Genomic DNA, 25896 nt, shown 5'->3' with positions numbered 1-25896 from the left:
GACGGCACAGTCCGGCCCCGTGGCTGGAGTCGATACCGCCTCCAGCCGAAACATCGGATGATAGGGCCTTTATTCCGGGGCGAAGGCGCGACCGAGCAACGCCAGGAGATCATGCAGGTGACGCTGGTATGCGTCCTCCTGATAGACGGGCGTGTCCCGCATGGTGAAACCGTGCGCGGCGTCCGGGTAGGTGACCGACGTGTAGCGCACGCCGGCTTTGTCGAGGGCCTGTTCGAGGTGGGCGATCTGTTCCGGCGGCATGGACGAGTCGTGGTCGGCGTGCGCGACGAACAGCTCGGCGGTGATGTCGGCCGCGTTGTGGTGCGGGCTGTCCGGCCGGTCGTCGGCGGCGAGGAAACCGCCGTGGAAGCTGGCCGCCGCGGCCACCTGCGCGCCGAACGTCGCCGCGGTGCGCAGCGCGAGCCTGCCGCCCATGCAGTAGCCGGTCGTCGCGAGCGCGCCCGGCGCCACCAGCTCGTTGCCGGACAGCCAGGTGAGGTAGCCGTGCGCGTCCTGCATGGCCTTGTCGGGTGTGAGAACCTCGCGGATCGGCGCCAAGGCGGCGAAGAACTTCTCGTGGGCATCCGGCTCGCTGAAGTCGGGCATGGGCAGGACCGGTGCGCGACCGGACCGGTAGAAGATGTTCGGCGCGAGCACGGCGTATCCGTGCGCCGCAATGGTTTCCACCATCTCCCGCAGCCACGGCCGCAGGCCGAACGCATCGGGATAGAACAGCAGACCCGGATGCCTTGCGCCCTCGTCGGGATGGGCGAAGTAGGCCTCAGCGGTGCCGTCGGGCAGGGAAATTTCGACCGCGTGGAACACGACAGGTGAAGTCATCAGGCGAGTCTCCGTGGGTAATGCGGACAACCAACGAGCCAACATTACTCCGGCAAATTACCGAATAAATCGGCGGTTTTCGGGCGCGTGTAGTCTCCATTCGACTCCGAAGTTGTCATGCTCTGTCTATTGGCGGCGTGCACGTGGTCCGGATGCGCACACCGCGGTGTTCGATCGCTGATCCGTACCAATCGCCTGGAGAGTGGGCGCGACGAGAGGGTTTGACCTGTGAAACTGATCTGGGTGTTGGTTCCGGCGCTGGTCGCACTCGTAGCGGGGTGCTCCGATGACAAGTCGGCGAGCCAGGAATCGACCTCGTCGAGTAACGCGGCGACCTCCAGTTCGCCCGAGACCACACCGGCTTCCGGCGACGACAGCGAAACCGGCGGCGGCGTGCGGATCGCGCTCGGCGAGACCAAAAAAGTCGCCGTACCCGCCGACGCCGTGATGGATATTCGGATGCCCGCCGACTGGGGACAGGCCGCAAATGAGCTGCGCTGCACGGTGGTCGACAGTTCCGGCCGGAACGAAGATCTGCGGTCCTCGGATGTGAAAAAGACCGAATCGGTGAATGGCAAGGACTGGATGACGGTGTGGACGTTTTCCGCGGCGCCGATCGGTGATGTCACGGTCGGCTGCAAAGACCCGGAATCGAAAATCGCTGCCGCACATCCCGATGCGTTCGTGCGCGTCGTGCCGCGCGGGGTGATGCCGGTCCCCGCCCAGCGCTGATCCGGTTTCGGGTCCTCGGCAGCATCCCGCGCTGGGGTAGCGCGGACGCCACGGTGACTCGGCGAACGGGCCATGTCGCCGACGGCGCAGTGTGTCAGGGGGCGGAGGTAGCGTCGAGGAGTGGACGACTCCTGGGATGGGCGGGCGTATCGGGAGCGGTCGTCGCGATTCGCGCGGGCGGTGGTGTGGACGCGGACGGTGACCGACGCCGACGCCGTGCTGCCGGTCTTGCCGGACGGCTGCATCGACCTGCTATGGGTGGACGGGACATTGGTGGTCGCCGGACCGGACACGCGAGCTTTCCGACCGACGGCGGCGATCGGGACGCGGTACGTCGGGCTTCGGTTCGCGCCGGGGACAGCACCCGCATTGCTCGGAGTGCCCGCACACGAATTACGGGATCAGCGGATCGAACTCGCGGATCTCTGGGCATCGGGGACGGTGCGGCGGCTGACCGAACAACTCGGGACCGCCGACGATCCGGTCGCCGCGCTGGAACGGATCGCGCTGCGGCGTGCAGCCGAGGTGGCGCCACCCGATCCGGTACTGCCGCGGGTAGTCGCGGCGTTGGACGCCGGCTGGTCGGTGGCGGCGACCGCCGAGGCAGCCGGGTTGAATGCCCGGCTGCTGCACCGGCGTTCGCTGGCCGCGTTCGGATACGGACCCAAGACCCTGGCGCGCGTGCTGCGCATGCAACGAGCGCTGGCGCAGGCGCGGCGCGGCATGTCGTTCGCCGATATCGCGGCGTCGACCGGGTTCGCGGACCAAGCGCATCTGGCGCGAGAGATGCGTGACCTCACCGGAATGCCGTTGGGGCAGGTGCTGAGCCGGTCTGCCGAGGCGAGGGAAGGACTGTCGCTGGTCGGTTGACCCTTGGCCCGCAGCGGCTGCTCAGTCGGTGGCCGGGAGCGCAGCGTAGAGGTCGATCCCGTTGTCGTCCGGGTCCAGGACGACGGCGTAGCGCTGCCCCCAGAACGCATCCCACGGTTTCATCTCACCGTGGTAGCCGGCCTCGACGAGGGCGGCGTAGACCGAGTCGACCTCGTCGGGGTCGGCGCAGCGGAAGGCGAGTCCGATGCGGCCCGCGCTGCTCGGGGGCTCCCAATCGGTATGGAACGACTTGATGGTGGCCTCGGTGTCGAGGGCCAGCCGGAAGCCGTTGGGCAGGGCCGCTTCGGCGTGCGGCGCGTCTTCGGAACCTGCGGGGAAGTCGAGGCCGAGGCGGCGGTAGAAGGCGACCGAGGCGCTCATATCGGTGACAACAATGCCGATGACGTCGAGTTGTGGAGTCATACCCGCACGGTAGTCAGCCGCGCCCGCCGCGGTCTTGAACGAATCGGACAGCGATCAGCGGGCCAGCGCGGGGACGAGTTCCGCGATCAGGTTTTCCACCAGGATCCGGATGCGGTCGCGGATGGTGCGGACCACGTCGATGGTCTGGCCGGACGGGTCGGGCAGCACCCAGTCGCGGTAGCTGATGCCGGGGAAGAACGGGCAGGCGTCACCGCAGCCCATGGTCACCACCACATCGGAGATACCCACCGCATCCATCGTCAGCGGTTTCGGGGTGTGGCCCGAGATGTCGATGCCGACCTCCGCCATCGCCGCGACCGCCGTCGGGTTGAGCGCGGCGGCCGGCGCGCTGCCCGCGGTGCGGACCTCGATCCGGTCGCCGGCGAGCGCGCTGAGAAACCCGGCGGCCATCTGCGATCTGCCCGCGTTGTGCACGCAGAGGAACAGCACGCTGGGCTTGTGCGGCATAGAAGCGCCTTTCGATGAGCGGAGCCGAGCAGGGTGTCTGTGCTGCCAGATAAGGGTTATCCGGCGTGTTGGGGCCGAAACGCTGTCGAAGCGTACGGGATACGTATACCAGCGCGGCGAAGATCGTTACTGCGGACAGGTGCTCGTCCGCATTGACACCTGTTGCGGGTCGGTCACGGTGTGGGTACTTGGTCGTGAAAGATGTTGTTGTGCAGTGTCTATGGAAGCATCATCGAGCTGCGGGGTGTGCTGCGCGCGTGGCGTGGGCGGAGACCGCTTTCGGACTGGACGGTTTGTCATAGCTGCGGTCCCGCTCGGGCGGGGCGATCGAGGGCTGCTGAGAGTTGTTGGCGCACAACGTCTTATGGCCGACGGAAACACGGAGATCCATACTGGTCGGTATCCAGCGCTACCCCCGAACGGGCTGGCTGCCGCATCGCAAAGCTTCGCAAGTTCCTGAAAGCCCTTGCTACACAGCAAAAGGCGCTGCGGTCAGACTGACCGCAGCGCCCGTCGACAGGGACCGCTCAGATCGGACGGAAGTCGATCATCTTGCGCAGCCGCGCCCGATCACGCTCGAGCCGCCGCGCCTCATAAGCGATCGGGAAGTACCGCACGCGTTCCGGCAGTAGCGGCACCGCCCGCGCGAGCACCCAGCCGAGCGCCCGCAGCTTGCGCTCATCGGACTCGCTCCAGGTCAGCCCGAGCTTGCGCCGGGCGACCTCGGGCGTCGTGCCCACGGTCACGAAGTACTGCATCCGCCCGACCGGGGCGACGGCGCGGCGCCAGAGCGGCGCGAAAACCCGCGGCAACTGCTTCGGCGGCGCGACGGACCGGATCACCCGCAGATAGTCGCGGGCGGTGCCGGTCGCCTCCAGGTGGTTCGCCACCATGTCGGCGAAGAACGCCTCGAACTCGGCGTAGTTCGCCGGAATCTCCTTGGGCGCCACCGAGAAGTTGCGCATCAGCTGCACCATCTCCTGGTAGACCGCCTCCTTCTCGGCCTGGGAGAGCGGGTTGCGGGCGAAGTACTTCGCGTTCTCTGCGAAGGCGAACGTCCCGGTGTGCAGCACCCAGGCCCACGGCCCCGAGGACAGCGCCGTGTGCCGCACGCCGTGCGCGTCGGTGGTGTTGAGCGAGGCGTGCATGGTGCGCAGTCGGTCGGCCTCGGCGAGGGCCTCCTCGCCGCCGTAGATCCACATCATCACCGAGGCGATGCTGCGCACCGCGCGGCCCATCGGATCGGTGCGGAAGGTGGAGTGCTCATCGACCACCGCGGCGATGCTCGGCTCCATGGTTTGCAGGAGGAAGGCCGAACCGGCGGTCAGCGAGAAGGTGATCAGTCCGGTCTCGTCCCACAGCCGGGTGCCCGGCGCGAACGGACGCCGTGGCGGAAGCGTTCGGGCGCTGGTGGATTCGAGGGCGGCGGACGCGGTCATCGTGATCTCCTTTGATCAGCACCTCTAAAGCGATGAGATGATAACTGTAACATTCTCTCATCGTCTTGCGTAGGGTGAATCGCACCGTGGGTCCCGCGCTCCAGGCCCTGCGTCGAAGTCCATACGGTGCCCGGATGCGTCCGGCCGGGCTTCGGCACAGGACCTAGGCTCGGTGTTATGACGAGCGAGTGGCGCCGCCGCGACGGCCGCATCGGAGTGCTCACCGGGGCGGGCATCTCCACCGACTCCGGCATCCCGGACTTTCGCGGACCACGCGGGGTGTGGACGAAAGACCCGATCGCCGAACTGCTCTCGACCTACGACAACTACCTGGCCGACCCGGACCTGCGGCAACGCGCGTGGCTGGCCCGCCGCGACAATCCGGCCTGGCAGGCGCAGCCCAACGCCGCACACGCCGCGCTGGCCGAGTTGGCGCAGGCCGGACGCGCGGTCACCATCATCACGCAGAACATCGACCGCCTGCACCAGCGCGCCGGTTTCCCGGACGACCGGGTGATCGAGATCCACGGCAACATGTTCGAGGTGGTCTGCGTCGAATGTGTCTACCAGACGACCATGGCCGCGACGCTCGACCGGGTCGCGGCAGGCGAGGCCGACCCACCGTGCCCGGACTGCGGTGGCGTGCTGAAATCGGCGACCATCATGTTCGGCCAGCAAATGGACCGCCGCACCATGATGAAGGCCATGCTCACCGCGCAGACCAGCGAGATCTTCCTGGCGATCGGCAGTTCGCTCCAGGTCGAGCCCGCGGCCTCGATGTGCGCCATCGCGGTGGAGAACGGTGCGGATCTGATCATCGTCAACGCCGAACCCACGCCGTACGACTCGATGGCCACCGAGATCGTCCGCGAGCCCATCGGCACCGCTGTGCCGCGGCTGGTCGCCGAGATCCTCGACGGCGGCGCGTAGATCAGTCGACCGGACCGAGGACGCGATTCAAGTAGCCGTTGCTGAAGCGGCCTTTCGGGTCGAAGCGGCGGCGCACCTCGGCGAAGCGATCCCAGTCGGGGTAGCGCCCGCGCAGCGTGTCCGCGGTCTGGAAGTGGCGTTTGCCCCAGTGCGGCCGGCCGTTGTACTTGTCGAACACGGCCTCGCAGGCCCGGAAGTACGGCTCGTAGGCCATGCCCCGGTACTGGTGCACGGCGATGTAGCAGGTGTCGCGCCCGGTGGCGGGGGAGAGGAACGCGTCGTCGGGTGCGACCCAGCGGACCTCGATCGGCATCGGCGTATCGAATCTCGTGGATAGCTCTTTGATCTCGCGGATCGCCGCCGCGGAGTGCTCCCGCGGGATCGCGTACTCCATCTCGGTGAAGCGAATCAGGCGCGGGGACGCGAAGACCCGGTAGGAGCGGTCGACCTGGCGGCGGTAGCTGCCCGCGTACGCCGCGCCCCGGTGGATCAACGGCACCAGCCGCGGCTGCCAGCGGCCCAGCTTGCACAGCGCGTCGAAGGTGTAGTTCGACATCAGCATGTCGGCGAACCAGTCCACGGCCTTGCCGCGCGGCTGCTCCGCCAAGTCGACGGCGTTGTTGCGCTTGGTCATCGCCACCGGGCTGTGCGCGAACATGTAGAACTCGAAGTGGTCGTTGGTATCGATATGGGAGTCCAGGTCGGCCAGGATGTCCTCGACGGGGACCGGCCGCTCGACGCCTTCGAGCACGAACGACGGCACCAGTTGCAGCGTCGCGGCGGTGACCACGCCCAGTGCGCCGACGCTCACCCTGGCCGCGCGCCAGCCCTCGGGATCGGTCTCGGCGTTCAGCTCGACCCGGCTGCCGTCGGCGAGCATCAGTTCGATGGAATGCAGTGCGGCCGAGAGATTTTGCAGTGCGCCCCCGGTGCCGTGGGTGGCGGTGGCGGTGGCGCCCGCGACGGTCTGCACGTCGATATCGCCGAGGTTGGGGAAGGCGAGGCCGTGCTCGTGCAGGGCGTTGCTCGCGGCGTTGAGGGTGATGCCCGCTTCGACCCGGACGCGACCAGTGGCCGCGTCCACATCGAGAACCCGGTTGAGGTTGCGCAGATCGAGCAGCACCCCATCGGTCAGCACGGCGTCGGTGAACGAGTGTCCCGCGCCCGCGACGCGCACGGTCTGACCGGCATCGCCGGCCCGGCCCAGCAGCTCGGCGACCTCGTCGGCGGTGCGCGGGGTGGCGATGGTCGCCGGCGCGCACTGTTGATCCCCAGCCCAGTTCACCCACGAGTTGGTCATGTGTCCAACTGTAGGGGATCGCTGTGTGATCTGCGCTACCTATAACGCAGTTGTTACCTTCGGCGGCCGCCGCACGCGCCCTTGGCCTGCTCTACCTCGGAGTCGTTCAGTGGCGGCACCAGCAGCTGCTGCGGCGGGGTGCCCTCGGCGCGCACGCCGTTGAGCACGATCGCCATGTAGCGCTGCCAGACGTCCGGGTTCACCGGCCTGGCGAACTCGGCGATGCCGTCGACCATGTGGATCAGCGCGAAGAAGTCCGACGGCTCGATGCCGGGAGCGAGCACGCCCGCCTCGCGGGCCCGGTCCACGATCGCCGTGACGGTCGGCTTGATCCGGTCGCGGACGACCACGAACCGGTCGACGTCGTCCTCCAGTTCGAGCATCACCTCGCTGAAGCCACGGTTCTTCGCCATGTGTCTGCACGCATATTCGAAGAACTCGACGAGTCCGAACCAGGGATCGGGGTGCCGGTAGGCGGCGTCGGCCGCCTCGGCGAACTCGCCGATGCTCTGCTCGAAGACCTCGGTGATCAGTTCTTTTTTGTTGGCGAAGCGGCGGTAGACGGTGCCGACGCCGACGCCCGCCCGTTCGGCCACGTCGTCGAGGGTGATCTCGAGTCCGTGATCGGCGAAGAGCTCGCGCGCGGCGGCGATGATCCGCTGCTGATTTCGCGCGGCGTCGGCACGCAGGCGGCGGGGAGGAGAGACGGCCGTGGCGTGATTCACACCCACATCCTATCAAGTATCGGGATTAAGCGGAGGCGTTCTCTCCGTTATGGTGGTAGCTTCTAACGGTAACCGGAGGCGTCAACTCCGCATCAAACCTTGAGACAAAGGGGACAAATGACTACCACGTTCGACCGTGGGGCACCCGCCCCCGAAAAAACGGATCAGGGCCGTCGCGGCTCGCACGCCCTGCGTTGGTGGGTGCTCGCCGTCCTCGGCGTGGCGCAGCTCATGGTGGTGCTGGACGCCACCGTCGTCAATATCGCACTGCCTGCCGCGCAGCGCGACCTCGGCTTCAACGACGGCGACCGCCAGTGGGTGGTCACCGGTTACGCACTCGCGTTCGGCAGCCTGCTGCTGCTCGGCGGACGACTCAGTGACCTCTTCGGTCGCCGCAATACTTTCATCATCGGCCTGATCGGCTTCGCGGGGGCCTCCGCCGTCGGCGGCGCGGCAACCAGCTTCGAGATGCTGGTCGCGGCGCGCGTCGGGCAGGGCGTGTTCGGCGCGCTGCTGGCTCCGGCCGCCCTGTCGCTGCTCACCGTGACCTTCACCGAACCGGGTGAACGGGCCAAGGCCTTCGGCATCTTCGGTGCGGTCGCCGGTGCCGGCGGCGCGATCGGCCTGTTGCTCGGCGGCATGCTCACCGAGTGGGCGAACTGGCGCTGGGTGATGTTCGTCAACCTGGCCTTCGCCGCCGTTGCGCTGATCGGCGCGGTGCTGCTGCTGGCCAAGCACGTCACCACCGATCGGCCCAAGCTCGACATCCCCGGCACCGTCGTGGTGACCGCGGCGCTGTTCGGCATCGTGTACGGCTTCTCGCACGCGGAATCGACCAGCTGGACCAACCCGGTGACGCTGAGCTTCCTCATCGGCGGCGCGGTGCTGCTCGCGGTGTTCGCTTGGCTGGAGACGCGGGTCGCACACCCGTTGCTGCCGCTGCGCATCGTGCTGGACCGCACCCGCGGTGGATCGTTCCTGACCGTGTTCATCATGGGCATCGGGATGTTCGCGATCTTCCTGTTCCTCACCTACTACATGCAGCTGAGCATGGGCTACTCGCCGATCAAGACCGGCCTGGCATTCCTGCCGATGGTCGCGGCGATGATCGTCTCGTCCACCACGGTGCCCTCGCTGGTGCTGCCCAAGGTCGGCCCGAAGGTCGTGATGGCGGGCGGCTTCCTGATCGCCGCGGGCGGCATGGCCTGGCTGACCCAGATCGGCCTGGACACCGGGTACACCTCGCACATCCTGCCCGCGCTGATCCTGCTCGGCCTCGGCCTCGGTGGCGCGATGTCGACCGCGTTCCAGGGTGCGACTTCCGGGGTGCACCACGAGGACGCCGGCGTGGCCTCGGCCATGATCAACACCAGCCAGCAGGTCGGCGGCTCGATCGGCACGGCGCTGCTCAGCACCATCGCCGCGTCGGCAGCCACCGACTACCTGTCGACCCGCACGCCGGATCCGCTGACCGTGGCGCAATCCGCGGTAGAGAGCTACACCACCAGCTTCTGGTGGGCGACAGCAATCTTCGTGGTCGGCGCGGTGATCATGGCGGCGCTGATGCCGAACACGGTGCCGGAGCCGTCGGAAGGCGAGCCGGTGCTCGCGCACTGACGTTCCGCTCGAACGACACAACGCCCCCGTTCAATGGTGAACGGGGGCGTTGTGCTGTGTTCGGTCAGCAGTTGCTCGGGGCCGGAAGGCCGGCGAAGCGGTCGCCGAGGTAGTTGAAGGCGTTGACCGATCCCGGAGCGATCGCGGTGCCGTGGTCGGCCCCGGGGATTATGTCGAGCTGGACGCGGACGCCCTCGGCGCAGTACCGGCCGGCGACTTCCCGCACCAGCTGCGGGGAGACCTGGTCCGAGCCGCCGTGCCATTCGTAGATCGGGGTCCGGGGGACGCCGGGGTAGATCTCGATGCTGTTCTCGTGCAGGATGCGGACGACGGTGGGGTCGGCGTCCATCGGACCGTTGAACACATCGCTGAAGCTCTTGTTCGCACCGGCGTTGATGATCTCGTTGGTGCAGGCGTTGGCGATCTGGTCGCGCAGGGCGAAGCCGGCCGGGTTCAGGATCCGGTCCATCTGCAACTCGCCGGGGTATTCGCGCTCCAGGCCGATGGCGGCCGCGAAGCCGAGTCCGAACAGCGGGCTGCGCTGCAACCCGACGTCCTGGGCCAGCTTGCCGATGTTCATCGGGACGCCACCCTGCGCCGCGCCGACGATCGGCAGCTCGGGCGCGTACTCGGGGGCGAGGGCCGCGGCGAAGCCGGTCGCCATGCCGCCACCGGAGTAACCCGCCATGCCGACCGGACTGCCCGCGAGATCGGCTGGGCCGAAACGCTTTACGGCACGGATACCGTCCAGGGTCAGCCTGCCGCCGAGGCGCGCGGCACCGTAGGCGCTGGTCGGTCCGAGATGATCGGGCACCGCGACCGCCCAGCCCCTGGCCAGCAGTAGGTTCAGCGCGGGCGCCTCCTGCATGGTGCCGTTGAAGATGCTGTGCGAGGGCGCGCACTGCATGCCGAGTGAATTGACGAACGGCTGATACGACACGATCGGCCTGCTCATGCCGCCACCCGGCGGCAGCAGCAGCGTGGTCACCGCGCCGATCGGTTCGTCGGCGGAGTTGGTCGACCGGTACAGCAGCTGCCATGCCGTGGCGCCCGGGAAACCGGCCGCGGGCACCGCCCTGCTGCGCATCACGTCGCCCGGCTGGAAGTTGGCGACGTCCGGCGGCGCGTTGTAGAAGCCGTCGCCGTCGGCGGCTGGATAGATAGGTGCGGCCACCGCGGGGGCCAGGTGACCGAGCCCGGCCGCGGCCGTCGCGAGCGCCACGATCGAGAATCGACGCAGAATCCGGCCGACGCCCAGTTGACGTCTGCCGTGGGTTTGCTGATGCCCCGGTGGGCGAGCTGCCGCCGTCTCCGGGTGCGCGTTCGGTTGTGCTCGCTGTGCCGCCATCGTTGCTCCGACCTGAGTAAGTGGTGGATGGAGACGACTTCGGCCAAACCTTCAGGCCATTCGTACGCGGAACTCGCGCGGATGTCAATGAACAACGCTGTTCGTAGGGTCTCGACATGCGGGGTCCGGCGGACCGTGCCGCGCGGTCCAACCGATAACATTGCGCAGGTGGCGTTCGGCGCGGGAGATCAGTGGGTGCGGCGCACCCCGCTCGTCGAACCGATGCTGCTCGCGGTGATCTCGGCCGGCGGCGGCCTCGGCGCGGTGGCCCGCTACGGCCTCGGCGTGTGGTGGCCCGTGCACGACGGACACGTCCCCTGGTCCACGCTCACCGTAAATGTCGTGGGATGCTTTGCTATCGGGATTCTGATGGTTCTGAGCACCGAGATGTGGGTAGCCCACAGACTGCTGCGTCCCTTTCTCGGTATCGGAGTGCTCGGCGGCTTCACCACGTTTTCCACCTACGGTCTCGAGATTCGTAGACTGCTCGAATCGGGCGCCGCGGTACCGGCGTTCGGCTATCTCGGGGGAACGGTGGTGGCGGCGCTGGGGGCCGTCGTGCTCGGCATGGGCCTGGCACGGTGGACAACTGGCATGGCTCGGCAGTCGACGGCAACGGCAGGACGGAAGGGGGCCAAGCGGTGATGAGTGCAGCGGGGCAGTGGCAGCCTGCGGCGCGGCTGACGGTGCTGCTCGACGAGGACGACAAATGGCGGCACACGCCGCTGTACCACGAGATCGTCCGGCGCGCCCGCGACACCGGACTGGCCGGCGCGAGTGTCTGGCGCGGCATCGAAGGCTACGGCGCGTCCTCGCGCATCCACACCACCCGCATCCTGGACATGGCCGACCATCTGCCGCTGGTACTGATGCTCGTCGACGAAGCCGACCGGTTGCGTTCGTTCGTCGAGCAGAACGCCGAACTGTTCACCACCATCAACGTCGCGCTCTCGCCACTGGAGCTGTGGCAGGGAGCCGCCCGATGACAGTCCTGCTCGTCGTGCTCGGCGGGATGCTCGGCGCGCCCGTTCGGTACCTCGTAGACCGTGTCGTATCAGCACGTTTCGATTCTCTGCTGCCGCTGGGCACGCTGACCGTTAACATTGTCGGTTCGGCGCTGCTCGGTGGATTGATCGGCGCGGGTGCGGGCAACTGGCTGCTGGCCGCCGCCGGTACGGGTTTCTGCGGCGCGCTGACCACGTTCAGTACGTTCGGCTACGAGACGATCCGGCTGGTGACGGACGGCGCTTACGCCTACGCCGTTGGCAACGTCGTGATCAGTGTCGTGGCCAGCCTGACCGCGGTCTTCGCCGCCGCGTCGACGACGCAGTGGTTGTGGACATGATCCTGATGACGAGCAGGGCACAGCCGATACGGAAGGGAGACCCGAGCATGGCCCATGATCGAGCCGGGCGTGTCGCGCGTCCCACCGACCTGGAAGACATCGCACATCTGGTCACGGCTTACTACAGCCGGATTCCGGATCCGACGGATCCGGCACAGCAGGTGGTTTTCGGCACGTCGGGACATCGCGGCTCCAGCCTGGACACCGCGTTCAACGAGGCGCACATCCTCGCGATCACCCAGTCGATCGTGGAATACCGTGCGACCCGCGGGATTACCGGGCCGGTGTATCTGGCCAGGGATACGCACGCGTTGTCCGAGCCCGCGCTGGTCACCGCGCTGGAGGTGCTCGCGGCCAACGACGTGACCGCGATGATCGACGCTCGCGACCGGTACACGCCGACGCCGGCGCTGAGTCATGCTGTGCTGCGCCACAATCGGGGCGGCACCAAGAACCAGGCCGACGGAATCGTGATCACCCCGTCGCACAATCCTCCCCGTGACGGTGGCTTCAAGTACAACCCGCCGCACGGTGGTCCGGCCGACAACACCGCGACCGACGCCATCGCCGCGCGCGCCAACGAACTGCTGCGCAGCGGGCTCAGCGGGATCAAGCGCACCACGCTGCAACACGCGCTGGAGACCAACGTCCAGCGCTACGACTACCTCGACCACTACATCGCCGACCTGCCGAATGTGTTGAACCTGGACGCGATTCGCGGCGCGGGCATCCGGCTCGGCGCCGACCCGATGGGCGGCGCGAGCGTCGACTACTGGGAAGAGATCGGGCAGCGCTACGACCTCGAGCTCGAGGTCGTCAACCCGTTCGTCGACCCGACCTGGCGCTTCATGACGCTGGACAGCGACGGCAAGATCCGGATGGACCCGTCCTCGCGCTACGCGATGGCCTCGCTGATCGCGATCAAGGACGACTACGACCTGTCCACCGGCAACGACGCCGACGCGGACCGGCACGGCATCGTCACCCCCGACGGCGGGCTGATGAACCCGAACCACTTCCTCGCGGTCGCCATCGAGTATCTCGTCGCGAACCGGATGGGCTGGGACGCGCTCACCAAGATCGGCAAGACCGCGGTCACCTCGTCGATGATCGATCGCGTGGTCAGCGTGCTCGGCCGCGACGTGCACGAGGTGCCGGTCGGCTTCAAGTTCTTCGTGCCCGGATTGTTCAGCGGCAGCCTCGCTTTCGGCGGCGAGGAGAGCGCGGGCGCGTCGTTCCTGCGGATGGACGGCACCGTGTGGACCACCGACAAGGACGGCATCCTGCTCGCGCTGCTCGCCGCCGAGATCGCCGCGGTCACCGGCCAGAGCCCGTCGGCCCGCTACGTCGAACTCGAACGCCGTTACGGCAGTCCCGCCTACGCGCGGATCGACGCCGCCGCCACGACGGAACAGAAAGCGTTGCTCGGGAAGTTGACTCCGGACATGATCACCACCAAGGAGATCGCCGGTGAGCCCATCACGTCCGTGCTCACCAGGGCGAAGGGCAACGGCGCGCCGCTGGGCGGGCTCAAGGTGACCACCGAGAACGCGTGGTTCGCCGCCCGCCCGTCCGGCACCGAGGACAAATACAAGATCTACGCGGAGTCGTTCCACGGTCCCGAGCACCTCGCGCAGGTGCAGGCGGCCGCGGAGGAAGTGGTGGGACAGGCGCTATCCGGTGAGTAGTAGATCGTCGGCAGTCGGCAAGACCCGGTCCACCGGCCGGGCGGAGCCGCTGCCTATCGAGATCTGGGTGCTGGTCGGCGGCGCGTTCGTCATCGCCATCGGATTCGGCCTGGTCGCCCCGGTACTGCCGCAATTCGCGCGCAGCTTCGGGGTGGGCGTCGCGGCGGCCTCGGCGATCGTGAGTGCGTTCGCGTTGATGCGGTTGCTGTTCGCGCCGGTGAGTGGCCGGTTGGTGCAGAAGCTGGGGGAGCGCTCGGTCTATCTGGGCGGGCTGCTGATCGTCGCGGTGTCGACCGGTGCCAGCGCGTTGGCCCAAAGCTACTGGCAGCTGATGGTTTTGCGGTCGCTCGGCGGGATCGGGTCGACCATGTTCACGGTGTCGTCGCTGGCGCTGGTGATCCGGATGTCGCCGCCCGCCGCGCGCGGGCGGGTGTCCGGGTTGTGGTCGACCAGCTTCCTGATCGGGTCGGTCAGTGGGCCGCTGGTCGGCGGGGTGCTGTCCGGACTCGGGTTGCGCATGCCGTTCGTTATTTATGCGGTCGCGCTGCTCGCGGTGACCGTCGCTGTGTATCTGGCGCTGCGGAATTCGCAGCTGGCCGCGCCGGAACCCGTTGGCGGCGTGCGGATGATGTCGTTCGGGGAGGCGTGGGCGCGGCCGGAGTACCGGGCGGTGCTGTGGTCCAACTTCGCCAACGGTGCCGCGGTGTTCGGTGTGCGGATGGCGTTGGTGCCGTTGCTCGTGGTCGAGGTGCTGCATCAGACGCCGGGCATGGCCGGGGTGGCGTTGACCGTGTTCGCGGCGGGTAACGTCGCGGTGCTTTTCCTGGCGGGCCGGTACTCGGATCGGTGGGGGCGTAAACCGTTTTTGATCGTCGGATCACTGGTGTGTGCGCTCGGCACGGCCGGTCTCGGCATCTCCGACACGTTGCCGTGGTTGCTCATCACCTCGTTCGTGGCCGGTCTCGGGGCCGGAATGTTCACGCCGACTCAGCAGGCTGCGGTCGCCGACATCATCGGCCCGAACGCCCGTGGTGGGCCGGTGCTCGCCGGGTTCCAGATGGCGGCGGATCTGGGCACCGTGCTCGGACCGGTCGCGGTCGGCGCACTGGCACAGCAGGCTTCTTATGGACTCGCCCTCGCGGTCACCGGCGCGCTGCTCGCGGTGGCGGCGCTCGGGTGGGCGGTGGTGCCCGAGCCGTTGCGTAAACGCGAGGAGCCGGTGGGCAAGCGGGCGGACGAGGCGGGGGCCGAAAGCGAGCACCTCTGTGGGCCGGACGGGGCCGATCATCAGTTGCGGGCTCGCGATGCTCAGGTCGAGCATGCGGTGAACGATGCGGCGGGTGCGCCGGTGGCCGATAGTCCGGTGCCGGTCGAACCTGTTGTTGCCGAGGGTGAATCCGGGCAACGGACTGACTCGGCTGATGCGGATACGAAACCGACTCGGCGTGATTCGATCGCGCGGTAGTTGACGGGGCGCGGCGCCACGAGCGGCGCCGCGCAATGCCGGACGGCTGTGGTGGATATCGAGCGGTAGTCGCTCGGGGTCGGGTGCAGGTCGACCGTGGCTACTGTGCGAGTCCTCGACCAGGTGTGTGGCGCGCCGCAGCGGGTGGGGGTTGGCGGTGGGGGTGTGGTCGGGTTGCGGCAGAGTGGTGGGGTGAGCGAATCGCGTTCGAACTACACTCCTCGGCCCATGTCCAGCAAGACCACCTACGCGCTGGGCGCCGTTGCCCTCGCGTTGATCGCGGTGATCGTGATCGCGACGATCAACTGGGGGCACGACGAGCCGAGCGTACGCAACGACGGGTACGGGTCCGCGCACGATCCCGGTGTGCGCGTGCTGCTGGAACCGGACGGTTCGATCCTGCTCGGTAAACCCAACGCCCCGAAGACGGTCGACTTCTACGAGGACCCGATCTGCCCCGCCTGCGGCAACCTGGAACGCATCGCCGGCCAGGAGATCGCGCAGCGCATCGATGAGGGCAAGCTGGCCGTGCGCTACCGGCTGGTGAATTTCCTCGACAACCGTTCGCGGAGCAAGGATTACTCGACGCGCGCGGTCGCCGCCAATCAATGTGTCGCAGAAGGCGGCTCGGGCCCGGTCTACTCGAAATTCCACACCGAGTTGTTCACCACCAAACGACCGAGCGAGGGCGGCGCCGATCTCGACAATGCCGAACTCGCCGCGATCGCCCGGGTCGCGGGCGCGCCGGAGTCGGTGTTGCAATGCATCTCCACCGGCGCCAGGGTCGAAGCGGCGCGCACTGACGCGACAGCCGCGATGACCGCCCTCGAATCGGCGCTCGGCAAGTCCGCGGCCACCCCGTCCGTTTTCGACGGAAAGTCCAAAATCGACGTCAGCAACGAGGACTGGGTGGACGCGCTCACCCGGTGATGTCGACTTGGTACAGATCGGGCAATAGCGCCACACGCTATCCGGCTACGTCGCTAGGCTTTTCGGTGGCGGTCAGACGTCCGAGTATCGTGCGTAAAGGGATGAACGATGACGAATTCCGAGTCGGCACATGTCGAGTTCGACGTGACCAAGCCGAGTATCTCGCGCGTCTACGATGCGATGCTCGGCGGCAAGGATTACTACCCCTCCGATGAACGGGTGCTCGATCATCTGCGCGAGACCATGCCGGACGTCTACGAGCTGGCCAAACTGAATCGTGCGGCCCTCAATCGCGGGGTGCGCTACCTGGCCGGTACCGCCGGCTTGACGCAATACCTGGACCTCGGGGCCGGGCTACCCACGATGGAGAACACCCATCAGGTCGCGCAGGAACTGCAACCGGACGCCAGCGTCATCTACGTCGACAACGATCCGATCGTATTGGCGCACGCTCGCGCACTGATGAGCTTGAACGGCCGGACCAGTGTCATCACCGCTGACCTGCGTGACCCCGAGGGCGTGCTGGCGCATCCGGACGTGCAGCGGTTGATCGACTTTTCTCAACCGGTGGCCGTCATGCTCGTCGGCATGCTGCATCACCTGCACGACGACGAAGATCCCGAGGGCGTTGTCGACGCGTATCTGGATGCCGTGCCCGTGGGCAGCCACCTGTTCATCACGCATTTCCTGCACACCGGCGAGGAATCGCGTGCGCTGGAGAAGTCCTTTCTGGAATTCCTCGGCACCGGACGGTTCCGGACCTACGACGAGATCATCCGTTTGTTCCGCGGCTGCAAACTGGTCGAGCCGGGTCTGGTGCCGTTATCGCATTGGCGACCGGACAGCATCGTGCGCGACAAGCTGACCCTCGTTGAGGAGATCATCGTCGGCGGGATAGCCGTCAAGTCCTGAGGTCGGGCCGGACGCATCACGTTGTCGCGGCTCGACCCGCTCGACGCGCGATCCGGACTGCAAGCGCCGGGTATTCGGTTGGCTCGGGGGGCCGAGCCGACGATCTTCTCGTGGACTCGGCCCGCTCGGCGGGGGGTATCCGGCTACCCCAGTCGGCCGGACCCTGCCCGCCGAGTATTCGGTTGGTCAGGGGGCCGGACCGTCGCATCCACCACCCGACGGCCCGGCCCGTTCGACGGCGCGGCCCGAATTTCCCCCTGGACCGCAGCGCGTCGTTTCGTGGGGCCGAGTCGCCGACTCCACCTGTCGGCGACTCGGCCCGTTCGACGGCGCGGTCCTGCTTCCCCAGTCGGCCGGGACCGCCGCGCGTCGAGTTTTCAGTTGGTCTGTGGGGGACTTTTGTGGTCCCTAGGTGGCCTCGTTCAGTACGCGGTGTTGGTCACCGAAGTTGTTGTGTCGTCGGGAATCTCGTCCTCTGGCGCGATTCGGCACAGGTGGCGGTGGACCAGCACGTGGCCGCGGAGCGGGTAGGCGAGATCGTCCGGAACGTGGCGTACGGGCTCGGTCTGCGATGGGTTGTCGCTCCGGCTTGTGGGCGCATCGATGTCTTTGTGCGGGAACAGATAACGGGCGCCTTCACGCGTGGTGGTGTGCACATCACCGGTCGGCGTGGTCCACTGCAACCGATCCGGATCGGCCAGCCAGGTTTCCCACGGGACTTTTCTCTTGTCCGCCAACGTTTTCAAGCGATGGTGCCGCGGACACAGCGCCGTCACTTCGGCGCGGGTGGCCGAGTTTCGTTGATCCAGTTCGGATTCGGCGGCCGGCATCGTGCATCCGGGGAACCGGCACATGCCATCCAGTGCCCGCACCTCTCGATCCAAGCGCGCCGCATGCTCGAGTCGTGCCGTCTGTGACCGCGCGACCTGTTCCTTGTCGACCTGTTCGTCGGCATCCGACTGCTCCGGAATCACTTGGAACCGAGCGTTTTCCGCGAGCATCCGCGCCAACCCGGCATCGATCGGCCCGTACCCGGCCAGAAACGCGGGTGCGTCCTGCATGCCGAGCAAGCTGTCCGCCGGAATCCCGATTTGAATCAACGGCCGCCGCGGCGCGTCTCCCACCACCGCCGCCTTCGGACATCGCGCACCGCGCCCACACCCGCACAGCAGCCGCCCCGACCCATCGGCCAACGCCACCAGCGCGTCGGCCCGCCGCTGCGGCATCGTCCGCGGATCCGCCGCACACACCTGCAAGCTCATCTCCCGCAGCCGCATCGCCACCGTCTGCGCGTCGGGCGCAGGCAGCACCCCGTCGAACACAGCCATACTGTCCTGCAACGCGCGAATCCGCACGTCCCGATCATCCTGCCGCCGCTCCCGCCGCCGTTGCGCCCCACCGGGATCCAGCCGCGCCGCCCACCGCCGCGCCGCCTGTCGCAGCCGCACCGGCGTGGTCCGCCCCGCCGTCTCCAGCAACCGCGGCTCCAACTCGCCGAGCACGTCCCTGGCGACCGCACGCGTGCTGTCGATGATCACCCGCACCTTCGCCAGGTCGATCCGCCCCGCCGCGAACTCCGCCCGCGTGCGCGGCAACCAATCCTCCAGCGCCAAACCCACATCGATCATCGCCGCTGCAGACCCCTCATCGACCTGCAGCGCCCCCGCCGCCTCCGTCGCCGCGAACCCGCCCGCCCGCACCCCGCCCGGCCCCGGCTCCGCACTCACCGCCCGATGCCGCCGATACAACTCGCGCACCGCGAACACCTCCGCCGCCTGCGCCGCCGCCGAAGCCCCATGCGCCGTCCGAAGGGCCTCGATCAACCCCTCATCGCTCATGGCCTGAAAGTCCAGCACCGAGGAACCGCTTCCTTCGAACATGCGTTCGATTCTACGACCGTCAGCCCCCCGCCGCTACCCCCGATTCAACGCGATTTGGCTGCCACCACACCCGTGGTGTAACTTCGCTCAGGCAGTCAGGGAAACCTGAAGGCAACCCACTCGGGGCTATGGCGCAGCTGGTAGCGCACCACACTGGCAGTGTGGGGGTCAGGGGTTCGAGTCCCCTTAGCTCCACTTTCTCAACAGGTCGGGCCCGGCATTGCCGGGCCCGACCTGTTTCATTTGCCAGACCTCACCGGACGTCTGAAGTTTCTCGTTACCGAGTCCGCCGATAACTGCCACCGCGGCTAACCAAGGCTTCCGGACGCTCTGCGGGGTCGGTCGAGAGCAGTTGAATTGCGGGCTGCCACAAGCGAAGCAGTGTCTGTAGGTCGGGCACATCCGACCTGCATACGGTCGGTTCGGATGCCGGTTCGCCATCGTTTCCGGCGAGCTGGTCGGCGGCGATGACCAGCTCGGCGACCAGTCGTAGGTCTTCTTGGTCGCTCTCGGCGACGGTGGTCTCGATCAGGTCGTCGATGGCGGCCGGCAGGGGGAGCACGTATCTGGCGACGATCTGTGCCGCGTCGTGGATTTCGATCCGTCGGCGGTGTAGACGCTCCTGCGCTGGAGCGTTCCAATCGTCGGCCCACTTCGGCCGGAATATGACCTGGGGTGCGGCGGCGGTCAAGTCCCGCCAGAGCGGATACAGCCGTCGCGCGGTGCGCGAGTCGCGATCCAGTCGCAGCAGCTGCGCGACGGCCTGTGCGGTGGATCGGGCCGTCACCGCAACCAGTGCGGCGAAGAGAAACAGTCCTGGCTCGCCTGAGGCGAGTCCATCGGAGACGAGGTCGTACGTGCGCTGGGTCAGATCGCTGCCGACCCCTGCCGTGTCCAACGCGGCGGAAACAATGATCGAGCACACGGGCAGAAAGTTGGCAACGCCGAAACATGCCATGGCGACCACCATGACCAATTCCCACCGCGTGGTCGCCCGCCACGATATAACTCGATATCTCAGTGCGCACAAGTAGCAAGAAACTACTAGCGGCAGAATCGAATACAACCCGATGTAGGCGCCGTATCGCCAACCCCCGTAATCCGCGATGGACGCCATTCCGTGCACTCGCGCCGGACTGCTCAACGCCAGGAATACGACGCCGACAACCACCGACAGCACGATCACGATCTTGAACCGGATTCGGAAATGCACCCGGCCGTATTCGCGGAACATCACCATCCCGAGTCCGCACGCCCAGGCCGTCACGGTCAGCCAGTGCCAGATATCGAAAACCGTGGGTAGGCCACCGGGGACAACTTCGGCTACCTGGCGGGCGATGACCGGCTCACGCAGGATGGCTGCTGCTGCATCGAATCCGAGCACGGTGTTGATCAGGCTGCCGAAAATGGTGGTGCGCGGGGTCAGGACGGGCCGGAGGATCGCGATGGCAACGATGAACACCGTCGCCGGCAACGTGGCCCAGGTCGGCAGGTGTTCGTCCGGCCACATGCACTACAGCTCTTTCACCATCGGGTCGCGGCGTGGTCCGATCCTTCGCGCCCGGGAGCCGATCAGGTTTGCGAACAGCTCCGCTTCATACTCTTCGCTCGAGGCGTAGCTGGATAGTCCACGGGCGGCGCGCACTGCGGCGGGGTCGATCTCGTGGTCCAGGGCAAACTCGCTGGTCAGTCTCGTCAACTCATCGGTTGGGATCGACGCGTCCTGCCCGTGGCCGAGCAACATATGACCGACCTCGTGCAGAGCCACGTGCAGGTCTATCGCGGGATCGCACGACTGCCGAAGCAGGATCACGTCGCAGTCCATGCACGCCAGCCACAGCCCGCACAGCCCTACCGGGGCGGTCGGCGGCAGCATCAATCGCACGATCCGGCGCCCGCGTGTGTGCTCGACCGCCGCGATGAACTCCTCGACCGTCCAGTCCGCCGGCAGCTCCAGCCGGTCGATAATCGAACGCAGCCGGGCACGGGTAGAAATCTGACCTCGGATGAGTTTCCACGCGGAGGCGGAGACTTTGCGCGGAAACCGTTTCGTACCACTTGCCTCGCGGGCTGGAGCGACGGCGGTGGCGTCAGCGATTTCTGGCTCGTGCTGCTGCATCGACCGGGTGAATGTAGATCGGGGTCCAATCACGATTTCCCCCTTACCCTTGCAGATCGGGTCTTACCAACCGCGCATCAACAGCGGCGTCATTGCCACTCGCACAGCGCTTATCGTCGAAAGGTCAATTCGACGGAACTCGACATCATTCCTTGTCCCCGAACTCAGGCTAGCATGTCGGCACCCGACGCGTTCTACGATCTTGGTGTGGTGGAACGGCTGTTCAGCTGGTGACCGCTCGGGTCGGTGATGTTGCCGGAGTGCGGATTTCGGCGCGCATGTGCAGGCGTCGAGGGTGCAGCGTCACCGCAAGGGCGGGTCTCATATCGTTGCCGGGCAGCGCACACAGGCGCCAGCGGGCGGCGATAGTGGCCAGGGCGATAGCGGCCTCGTCGAGGGCCAGTAGATCACCGATGCATTTGCGGGCGCCGCCGCCGAAGGGGATCAGTGCGCTCTGCGGCGGCGGTGCGCTGGTGGCCCAGCGGTCGGGGTCGAAGCGATCGGGTTCGGCATAGACGTCAGGACTGTGGCCGACGAGGTAGCTGCTGTAGGCGACGATGGTGCCCTTCGGTAAACGGTATCCGCCCAGCTCGGTGTCCTCGGTGACGTGCCGGGTGAGCAGCCACGCGGGTCCGCGCAATCGCAGTGTCTCGGTGATGAAGTGGCCGGTGAGCGGCAGGTGGGGCAGATCGTCGTAGGTGGCCGCGCGTCCCGCCAGCACACCGTCGACCTCGGCATGCAGGCGCCGGGCGATGTCGGGGTGCCGGTCCAGCTCGTAGAGCGCCCAGGTGAGCGCATCGGCGGTGGTGTGGGTGCCCGCATTGAGAAAGGTGATCATTTGATCGCTGATCTCGGTGTCGGACAAGCCTTTTCCGTCGGTGTCGCGGGCATCGAGCAAGGCGGAGAGCAGATCTCCGTGGTCCACGTCCGCGGCACGGCGGGCGGCAACGATGTCGCCTAGGGTGCCGCGCAGCCGCGTGATGGACCGCTGGTAGGCGCGGTTGCCCGGGGTGGGCAGCCGGGTCAGCAGCTGCGGGACCAAGCTGCGGCGGAAGACTCCGGCGAAGGTGGCGTCGATATCGTCGATCGTCTGCGCCGCCGTGGATTCGGGCACTGCTCCGGAGAATACGACGGTCGCGGTCGCGTTCGCGGCGAACTTCCTCGTCTGCCTGAGGATGTCGAGATCCTGCCCGGATTGCCAGGCGCTGGTGATGGCGTCGATCTGCGCCGAGATCGACGCCGCGTACGTAGGCAGCCGACTGCGGTGGAAGGCCGGTTGCAGCATGCGGCGCTGCCGTCGATGCCGGCTGTGTGGGCACGTGACAAGTCCGTCGCCGAGTGCGCGCCGACCTTGTTCGAACAGCGGTCCGCCGTCCTTGTCGAAGACTCGGTCGTGGCGCAGGACGTGCTGCACCAGCCCCCGGTCGCAGACCAGGATCGCGTCGAGCGGTCCCAGCTCGAAACGGACCAGCTCACCTTGCGCGGGGAGCGCGGAAAGGAACCCGAGCGGATCGCGTACCAGTGGCAGTAGGTGCCCGATCAGCGGCAGCCGCCCCCGGGCCGTGGGTATCGACGTTATGGATTGCACTGTGCACCTGACGAATCCGTCCGCGAACCTAGCTTCGCGAACCATAGCTGGCGAGGTGATCAGGATTGTCGACGATTTTGCGCATCTCGTTGAACACCTGCGCCGCGCCGCCGAGCGACCACCCACCATCGACAGGAATGAGTGCTCCGGTGACGTAACTGGCCATCGGCGAACTCAACCAGAGGCAGCAGTCGGCGATCTCCTGCGTGGTCCCGAATCGGGCCAGCGGCACCGTATCGGTGATGACCTGCTCGATCTGTGGAGTCGGCGCCAGCCGCGCCATCCCCTCGGTACCGGTGATCGGACCGGGAATGACCCCATTCACTCGGACACCGGCTGCGCCCCACTCGATCGCACACACTCGGGTCAGCATGTCGACCCCTGCCTTCGCCGAGCATGCGTGCACCTGCATCGGCATGGGGATCGATGATTGCGGTGCGGAGATGGTGATCACCGACGCGCCGGGTTTGCGGAGGTGCTCGTACCCCGCCCGCAGCACGTTGTACATGCCGGCCAGGTCGATGCCGATGACGGCGTTGAATGCGTTCGACGATATGGCGGTGATCGGCGCGGGAAAATTGCCCGCCGCACCGGAGACGAGGACGTCCAGTTCACCGAATTGGTCCCGCGCTGAGGTCAACGCCGCGGCGACGGCGTCGAACTCACGCACGTCGGCAACGAATCCGAGCACCGAGCCGCCGTGCTCGCGCAGTTCGGCGACGGCCGCGTCGACCTTCGCCTGTTTACGGGACAGCACGGCGACACTGGCTCCCGCCTTCGCATAGGCGTGTGCGATGCCGAGATTGATACCGCTCGTACCGCCCGCTACGAAAACGCTGCGGCCCGAGTAGTCGAAGGGCTGACTCACAGTCATGGGGTTCCTCTGCTTTATGAAGTCGGCACCGGCAGAACTTGCAGCGTGCACGTCGCCGTCGCCACCAGCTTGTCGGATCCGTTGTGTGCTTCCGCGGCGAGGAAAATGGCCGTCCGTCCACCCTTGACGACCACGGTGTGCAACCTCAGCCGTTCTCCGGCGAATACCGGGCGCAGGTAATGCGTCGTCATGTCCAAACTCGTCGTCGGACCGCGCGCGGTGAGGTAACTGAGTGCCCCGAAGAGGTCATCGATCATCGCCGAAAGAAATCCCCCCTGCAGCAGGCCGACGGCGTTCGCGTACCGCTGCGGCACTGCCACTGTCGCGGTCAACGATCGAGCAGGAACGTATTCTTCGAACTGCATGTCCAAGGTCTTCGTCGACGGCGGCGGTAGCTGGAGGTTGACTCCGGGTGGGATGGGAAAGCTGCGAAGCATTGCGAATGTGTGCTCGAGGATCTGTTCGTGCCCGTGAATCGCTTCATCGCTCATGAGTGCATCCTTCGTTATCGCGGCTGCGTTGCGCCGCTGTCAGAAATGATTCCAATATCGTGTTGAACCCCGGTGCACGTGCGACGGCGTGCCCGGCGCCGGGTACCTCGGCCCGCTGCGCACCGAGCCGGGTGGCGCTGGCATCGCACAGTCGCTCGAGCCCGAACGACGGCTGCGTACCGCTCTGGCATGAGCTCCTGGCTCCCCCTTCCGCGGCGCGAAACTTACGCTCCGCCAGCATGATCAGTTTAAGCGTCGCTGTCGTTTCCAGTGCGAAACATCGACGAATGAACTCGGGGCGGTTCCACACGCCGCCGCTCGCCTCCCGCCTGCCGTCACCGGACGGCGGTCACGGTCGGCTCTGGCTGGGGAAGTTCGTATCTCTTGGCGAGTTCTCGCTCGAACGACCCCGCCCACGATTCCAAACGGTCGACGTTGCGCCGCATGTCGCGGAAGCACTGGTCGGCGGTCTTGTCGGTGATCAGGTCCAAGTGCAGCTGGGTGCAGATAGGTTCCTTGCTGTACTCGAGGAACATGTACTCGTCCGTCGGACGGGTTTGCGTCGCGAAGGCCCGCAGGTTCGCTTGCATGCGCTGCTGGATGCCATGGAATCGTTGTGCGATGGGATGGAATTCGGCGGCCGCGTCTTCGTTGGCGATCAGGCCGCGGAAGAGCAACTGGGCGGGCAGTGCCCAGTAGAACGAGGTGTCCCAAATGACCTTGGTGAACATGGCAGGCGCGTGTCCGAAGATCGGGTAGTTGTTCAGGTAGACCGGAAAGTAGCTCGGCCAAAGATCTTCGAGCAGCAGCTGGTTGTACGTGTCGGCGACCGCCTCGGTCAGTTGGCCTTTGCGGTCGAGTTCGATCATCCGCGTGGTGATGGTGTTGGTGTAGGCGATCCAGTCGGAGCCCGGGCTGTAGAAGGCGTCGAGGAATACGGCTGCTTCGCCGACACAGGACCATCGATGGTGCGAAAACACTTGCTTGGAAAAGTAACTCGCATTGCGCACCTTGAGGAAGTCGATGATCTCGGCCTTCTCGACGAACTTGGCGAGCGTCGGTTCGTACTCGTCGAGCCAGCGGCGGGCCTTCGTCTCGGTCGAGTAAGTGCTGAACGGGTGCACGTTCTCATCGGTCACGATGCCGACGCTGGTATTTCCCGACGACAGCGGGATCATCCACACCCAGTAGCCGGTACCCATCAGGTGATTGGTGGAAAACCACCGGCGCTCCTGGGTTTTCGGCGTCCAGGTCGGACTGGTGGCCGCCGCCATCTTCTCTACGTCGTATTCACCGCGGAAGCGCCACCAGGCCGCGTTGATCTTGTGCGCGCTCGGCGTGCCCAGGCCGAGTTTGCGTTGGATCAGCCGGTGGCGACCCGAGGCGTCGACGATGAAGCGCGCCCGCACCGTGCGTTCGGTGCTTTCGCCCTCCAGTTCGTAGTGGACGACGTGATCCTCGTCGTCTGCGGCCAGGTCGACATCGGTCACCTTGGCCAGCTCGACGAGATCGACACCGAGTTCACGATCGCCGCGCCGCAACTCTCGTTCGAGGATGCCGCGGTCGATTTGATACGAGTGCACGCGCGGGAAGCGCCGCGAACCGAGTTCGGGCCGGGCCTCGAAGGGGCCGCGGGCATCGCCGAAGAACAAACGCAGCCCTAGCTTGGGCAGCTGCTGCCTATTGAAATGCCCACTGAGGCCGAGCTGTTCGGCGAAGTAGTGCGAACCGGCTTCGACCGCCGATTCACCCACCTTGTAGGCGGCGTCGGGAATGTCGCCGGTGCTGCGTTCCAGCACCAGCACGGTGCAGTCGGGCATGGCCCGCTTGATCTGCCTCGCCGCGGTCAGTCCGGCCAAACCCCCGCCACACACCACGACGTCGTAACGTTCGACTTGATTCATGATTCTTC

25 protein-coding genes and 1 tRNA gene are annotated in these 25896 nt (G+C 66.7%); 12 read left to right on the top strand and 14 right to left on the bottom strand.

Going from position 1 to position 25896, the window contains the following annotated elements; all coding sequences use genetic code 11:
* Window positions 1-69: 69 nt before the first annotated feature.
* Entirely contained in the window at window positions 70-840 is a 771-nt protein-coding gene (locus tag DBO33_RS34645; protein ID WP_107658801.1) for a dienelactone hydrolase family protein, read from the bottom strand.
* A 393-nt stretch (window positions 841-1233) separates the two neighbouring features.
* Between DBO33_RS34645 and DBO33_RS34640 the strand changes: the two genes are divergently transcribed.
* Together DBO33_RS34640 and DBO33_RS34635 are read left to right on the top strand one after the other, a co-directional pair.
* Window positions 1234-1572, top strand: a complete 339-nt coding sequence (locus DBO33_RS34640; protein WP_159080678.1) for a hypothetical protein — start codon at window positions 1234-1236, stop codon at window positions 1570-1572.
* Between the two features lie 120 nt (window positions 1573-1692).
* Window positions 1693-2442 carry a helix-turn-helix transcriptional regulator gene (locus DBO33_RS34635; RefSeq protein ID WP_107658799.1) on the top strand — a complete coding sequence of 250 codons (750 nt, stop codon included), beginning with the start codon at window positions 1693-1695 and terminating at the stop codon, window positions 2440-2442.
* Window positions 2443-2463: 21 nt separating this feature from the next.
* Here the strand turns inward: DBO33_RS34635 and DBO33_RS34630 are convergent, their stop codons facing one another.
* The 3 genes from DBO33_RS34630 to DBO33_RS34620 all read right to left on the bottom strand — a co-directional run bounded on the left by DBO33_RS34630 (window position 2464) and on the right by DBO33_RS34620 (window position 4772).
* Window positions 2464-2865: a VOC family protein gene (locus DBO33_RS34630; protein WP_107658798.1), complete on the bottom strand. Its 402-nt coding sequence runs from the start codon at window positions 2863-2865 to the stop codon at window positions 2464-2466.
* A gap of 54 nt (window positions 2866-2919) precedes the next feature.
* Complete coding sequence (locus DBO33_RS34625; protein WP_107658797.1) at window positions 2920-3333, bottom strand: arsenate reductase ArsC; 414 nt, start codon at window positions 3331-3333, stop codon at window positions 2920-2922.
* A gap of 527 nt (window positions 3334-3860) precedes the next feature.
* On the bottom strand, window positions 3861-4772 hold the full coding sequence (locus tag DBO33_RS34620; RefSeq protein ID WP_107658796.1) for an oxygenase MpaB family protein: 912 nt from the start codon (window positions 4770-4772) through the stop codon (window positions 3861-3863).
* Between the two features lie 177 nt (window positions 4773-4949).
* On the opposite strand from DBO33_RS34620, the gene DBO33_RS34615 reads away from it, so the two are divergent.
* Window positions 4950-5702 carry an SIR2 family NAD-dependent protein deacylase gene (locus tag DBO33_RS34615; RefSeq protein WP_107658795.1) on the top strand — a complete coding sequence of 251 codons (753 nt, stop codon included), beginning with the start codon at window positions 4950-4952 and terminating at the stop codon, window positions 5700-5702.
* Between the two features lies 1 nt (window position 5703).
* Here DBO33_RS34615 and DBO33_RS34610 read toward each other — a convergent pair whose 3' ends face one another.
* Window positions 5704-7002 (bottom strand): D-arabinono-1,4-lactone oxidase, encoded by a 1299-nt coding sequence (locus tag DBO33_RS34610; protein WP_107658794.1) that lies wholly within the window; start codon window positions 7000-7002, stop codon window positions 5704-5706.
* A 53-nt stretch (window positions 7003-7055) separates the two neighbouring features.
* A complete protein-coding gene (locus DBO33_RS34605) occupies window positions 7056-7727 on the bottom strand; it encodes a TetR/AcrR family transcriptional regulator (protein ID WP_107660847.1) in 672 nt (223 codons plus the stop codon).
* Between the two features lie 117 nt (window positions 7728-7844).
* Here DBO33_RS34605 and DBO33_RS34600 point away from each other — a divergent pair, with 117 nt between their 5' ends.
* Complete coding sequence (locus DBO33_RS34600; protein WP_107658793.1) at window positions 7845-9344, top strand: MFS transporter; 1500 nt, start codon at window positions 7845-7847, stop codon at window positions 9342-9344.
* 64 nt (window positions 9345-9408) lie between these two features.
* Here DBO33_RS34600 and DBO33_RS34595 read toward each other — a convergent pair whose 3' ends face one another.
* Window positions 9409-10587, bottom strand: a complete 1179-nt coding sequence (locus DBO33_RS34595) for a lipase family protein (RefSeq protein ID WP_456093897.1) — start codon at window positions 10585-10587, stop codon at window positions 9409-9411.
* Between the two features lie 273 nt (window positions 10588-10860).
* Here DBO33_RS34595 and crcB point away from each other — a divergent pair, with 273 nt between their 5' ends.
* The 7 genes from crcB (at window position 10861) to DBO33_RS34560 (ending at window position 17032) form a co-directional block, all read left to right on the top strand.
* A complete protein-coding gene (gene crcB, locus DBO33_RS34590; RefSeq protein WP_325050772.1) occupies window positions 10861-11337 on the top strand; it encodes a fluoride efflux transporter CrcB in 477 nt (158 codons plus the stop codon).
* The gene (locus DBO33_RS34585; RefSeq protein WP_107658791.1) at window positions 11337-11678 is read left to right on the top strand and encodes a DUF190 domain-containing protein; all 342 of its coding nucleotides are present in this window, start codon (window positions 11337-11339) and stop codon (window positions 11676-11678) included. The genes crcB and DBO33_RS34585 overlap by 1 nt, the downstream gene beginning before the upstream one ends.
* The gene (locus DBO33_RS34580) at window positions 11675-12037 is read left to right on the top strand and encodes a fluoride efflux transporter FluC (RefSeq protein ID WP_107658790.1); all 363 of its coding nucleotides are present in this window, start codon (window positions 11675-11677) and stop codon (window positions 12035-12037) included. The genes DBO33_RS34585 and DBO33_RS34580 overlap by 4 nt, the downstream gene beginning before the upstream one ends.
* 47 nt (window positions 12038-12084) lie before the next feature.
* Complete coding sequence (pgm, locus tag DBO33_RS34575) at window positions 12085-13725, top strand: phosphoglucomutase (alpha-D-glucose-1,6-bisphosphate-dependent) (RefSeq protein WP_107658789.1); 1641 nt, start codon at window positions 12085-12087, stop codon at window positions 13723-13725.
* Window positions 13718-15190 (top strand): MFS transporter, encoded by a 1473-nt coding sequence (locus tag DBO33_RS34570; protein WP_199856846.1) that lies wholly within the window; start codon window positions 13718-13720, stop codon window positions 15188-15190. Before pgm ends, DBO33_RS34570 begins: the two co-directional genes overlap by 8 nt.
* A 228-nt stretch (window positions 15191-15418) precedes the next feature.
* Complete coding sequence (locus DBO33_RS34565; protein ID WP_107658788.1) at window positions 15419-16120, top strand: DsbA family protein; 702 nt, start codon at window positions 15419-15421, stop codon at window positions 16118-16120.
* A gap of 108 nt (window positions 16121-16228) precedes the next feature.
* On the top strand, window positions 16229-17032 hold the full coding sequence (locus tag DBO33_RS34560; protein WP_107658787.1) for an SAM-dependent methyltransferase: 804 nt from the start codon (window positions 16229-16231) through the stop codon (window positions 17030-17032).
* Window positions 17033-17454: 422 nt separating this feature from the next.
* On the opposite strand, the gene DBO33_RS34555 is transcribed toward DBO33_RS34560, so the two are convergent.
* Entirely contained in the window at window positions 17455-18912 is a 1458-nt protein-coding gene (locus DBO33_RS34555) for a DUF222 domain-containing protein (RefSeq protein WP_107658786.1), read from the bottom strand.
* A gap of 122 nt (window positions 18913-19034) precedes the next feature.
* Between DBO33_RS34555 and DBO33_RS34550 the strand changes: the two genes are divergently transcribed.
* Window positions 19035-19107: transfer RNA gene (locus DBO33_RS34550), tRNA-Ala, on the top strand.
* An 82-nt stretch (window positions 19108-19189) separates the two neighbouring features.
* Here the strand turns inward: DBO33_RS34550 and DBO33_RS34545 are convergent.
* The 6 genes from DBO33_RS34545 to DBO33_RS34520 all read right to left on the bottom strand — a co-directional run bounded on the left by DBO33_RS34545 (window position 19190) and on the right by DBO33_RS34520 (window position 25888).
* Entirely contained in the window at window positions 19190-20422 is a 1233-nt protein-coding gene (locus tag DBO33_RS34545) for a DUF6545 domain-containing protein (RefSeq protein ID WP_107658785.1), read from the bottom strand.
* A 3-nt stretch (window positions 20423-20425) separates the two neighbouring features.
* A complete protein-coding gene (locus DBO33_RS34540; protein ID WP_107658784.1) occupies window positions 20426-21031 on the bottom strand; it encodes a hypothetical protein in 606 nt (201 codons plus the stop codon).
* A gap of 223 nt (window positions 21032-21254) precedes the next feature.
* The gene (locus tag DBO33_RS34535) at window positions 21255-22619 is read right to left on the bottom strand and encodes a cytochrome P450 (RefSeq protein ID WP_234391209.1); all 1365 of its coding nucleotides are present in this window, start codon (window positions 22617-22619) and stop codon (window positions 21255-21257) included.
* A 28-nt stretch (window positions 22620-22647) separates the two neighbouring features.
* Window positions 22648-23493, bottom strand: a complete 846-nt coding sequence (locus DBO33_RS34530; RefSeq protein ID WP_199856845.1) for an SDR family oxidoreductase — start codon at window positions 23491-23493, stop codon at window positions 22648-22650.
* Window positions 23494-23507: 14 nt separating this feature from the next.
* Window positions 23508-23984: a PaaI family thioesterase gene (locus DBO33_RS34525; protein ID WP_107658782.1), complete on the bottom strand. Its 477-nt coding sequence runs from the start codon at window positions 23982-23984 to the stop codon at window positions 23508-23510.
* 335 nt (window positions 23985-24319) lie between these two features.
* On the bottom strand, window positions 24320-25888 hold the full coding sequence (locus DBO33_RS34520; protein ID WP_159080677.1) for an NAD(P)/FAD-dependent oxidoreductase: 1569 nt from the start codon (window positions 25886-25888) through the stop codon (window positions 24320-24322).
* Between the last annotated feature and the right edge of the window lie 8 nt (window positions 25889-25896).

The organism is Nocardia suismassiliense (assembly GCF_900269665.1).
Classification (GTDB): Bacteria; Actinomycetota; Actinomycetes; order Mycobacteriales; family Mycobacteriaceae; genus Nocardia; species Nocardia suismassiliense.
Note: the sequence above shows the minus strand (reverse complement) of the source record. Positions and strands in the feature narration are given on the sequence as shown.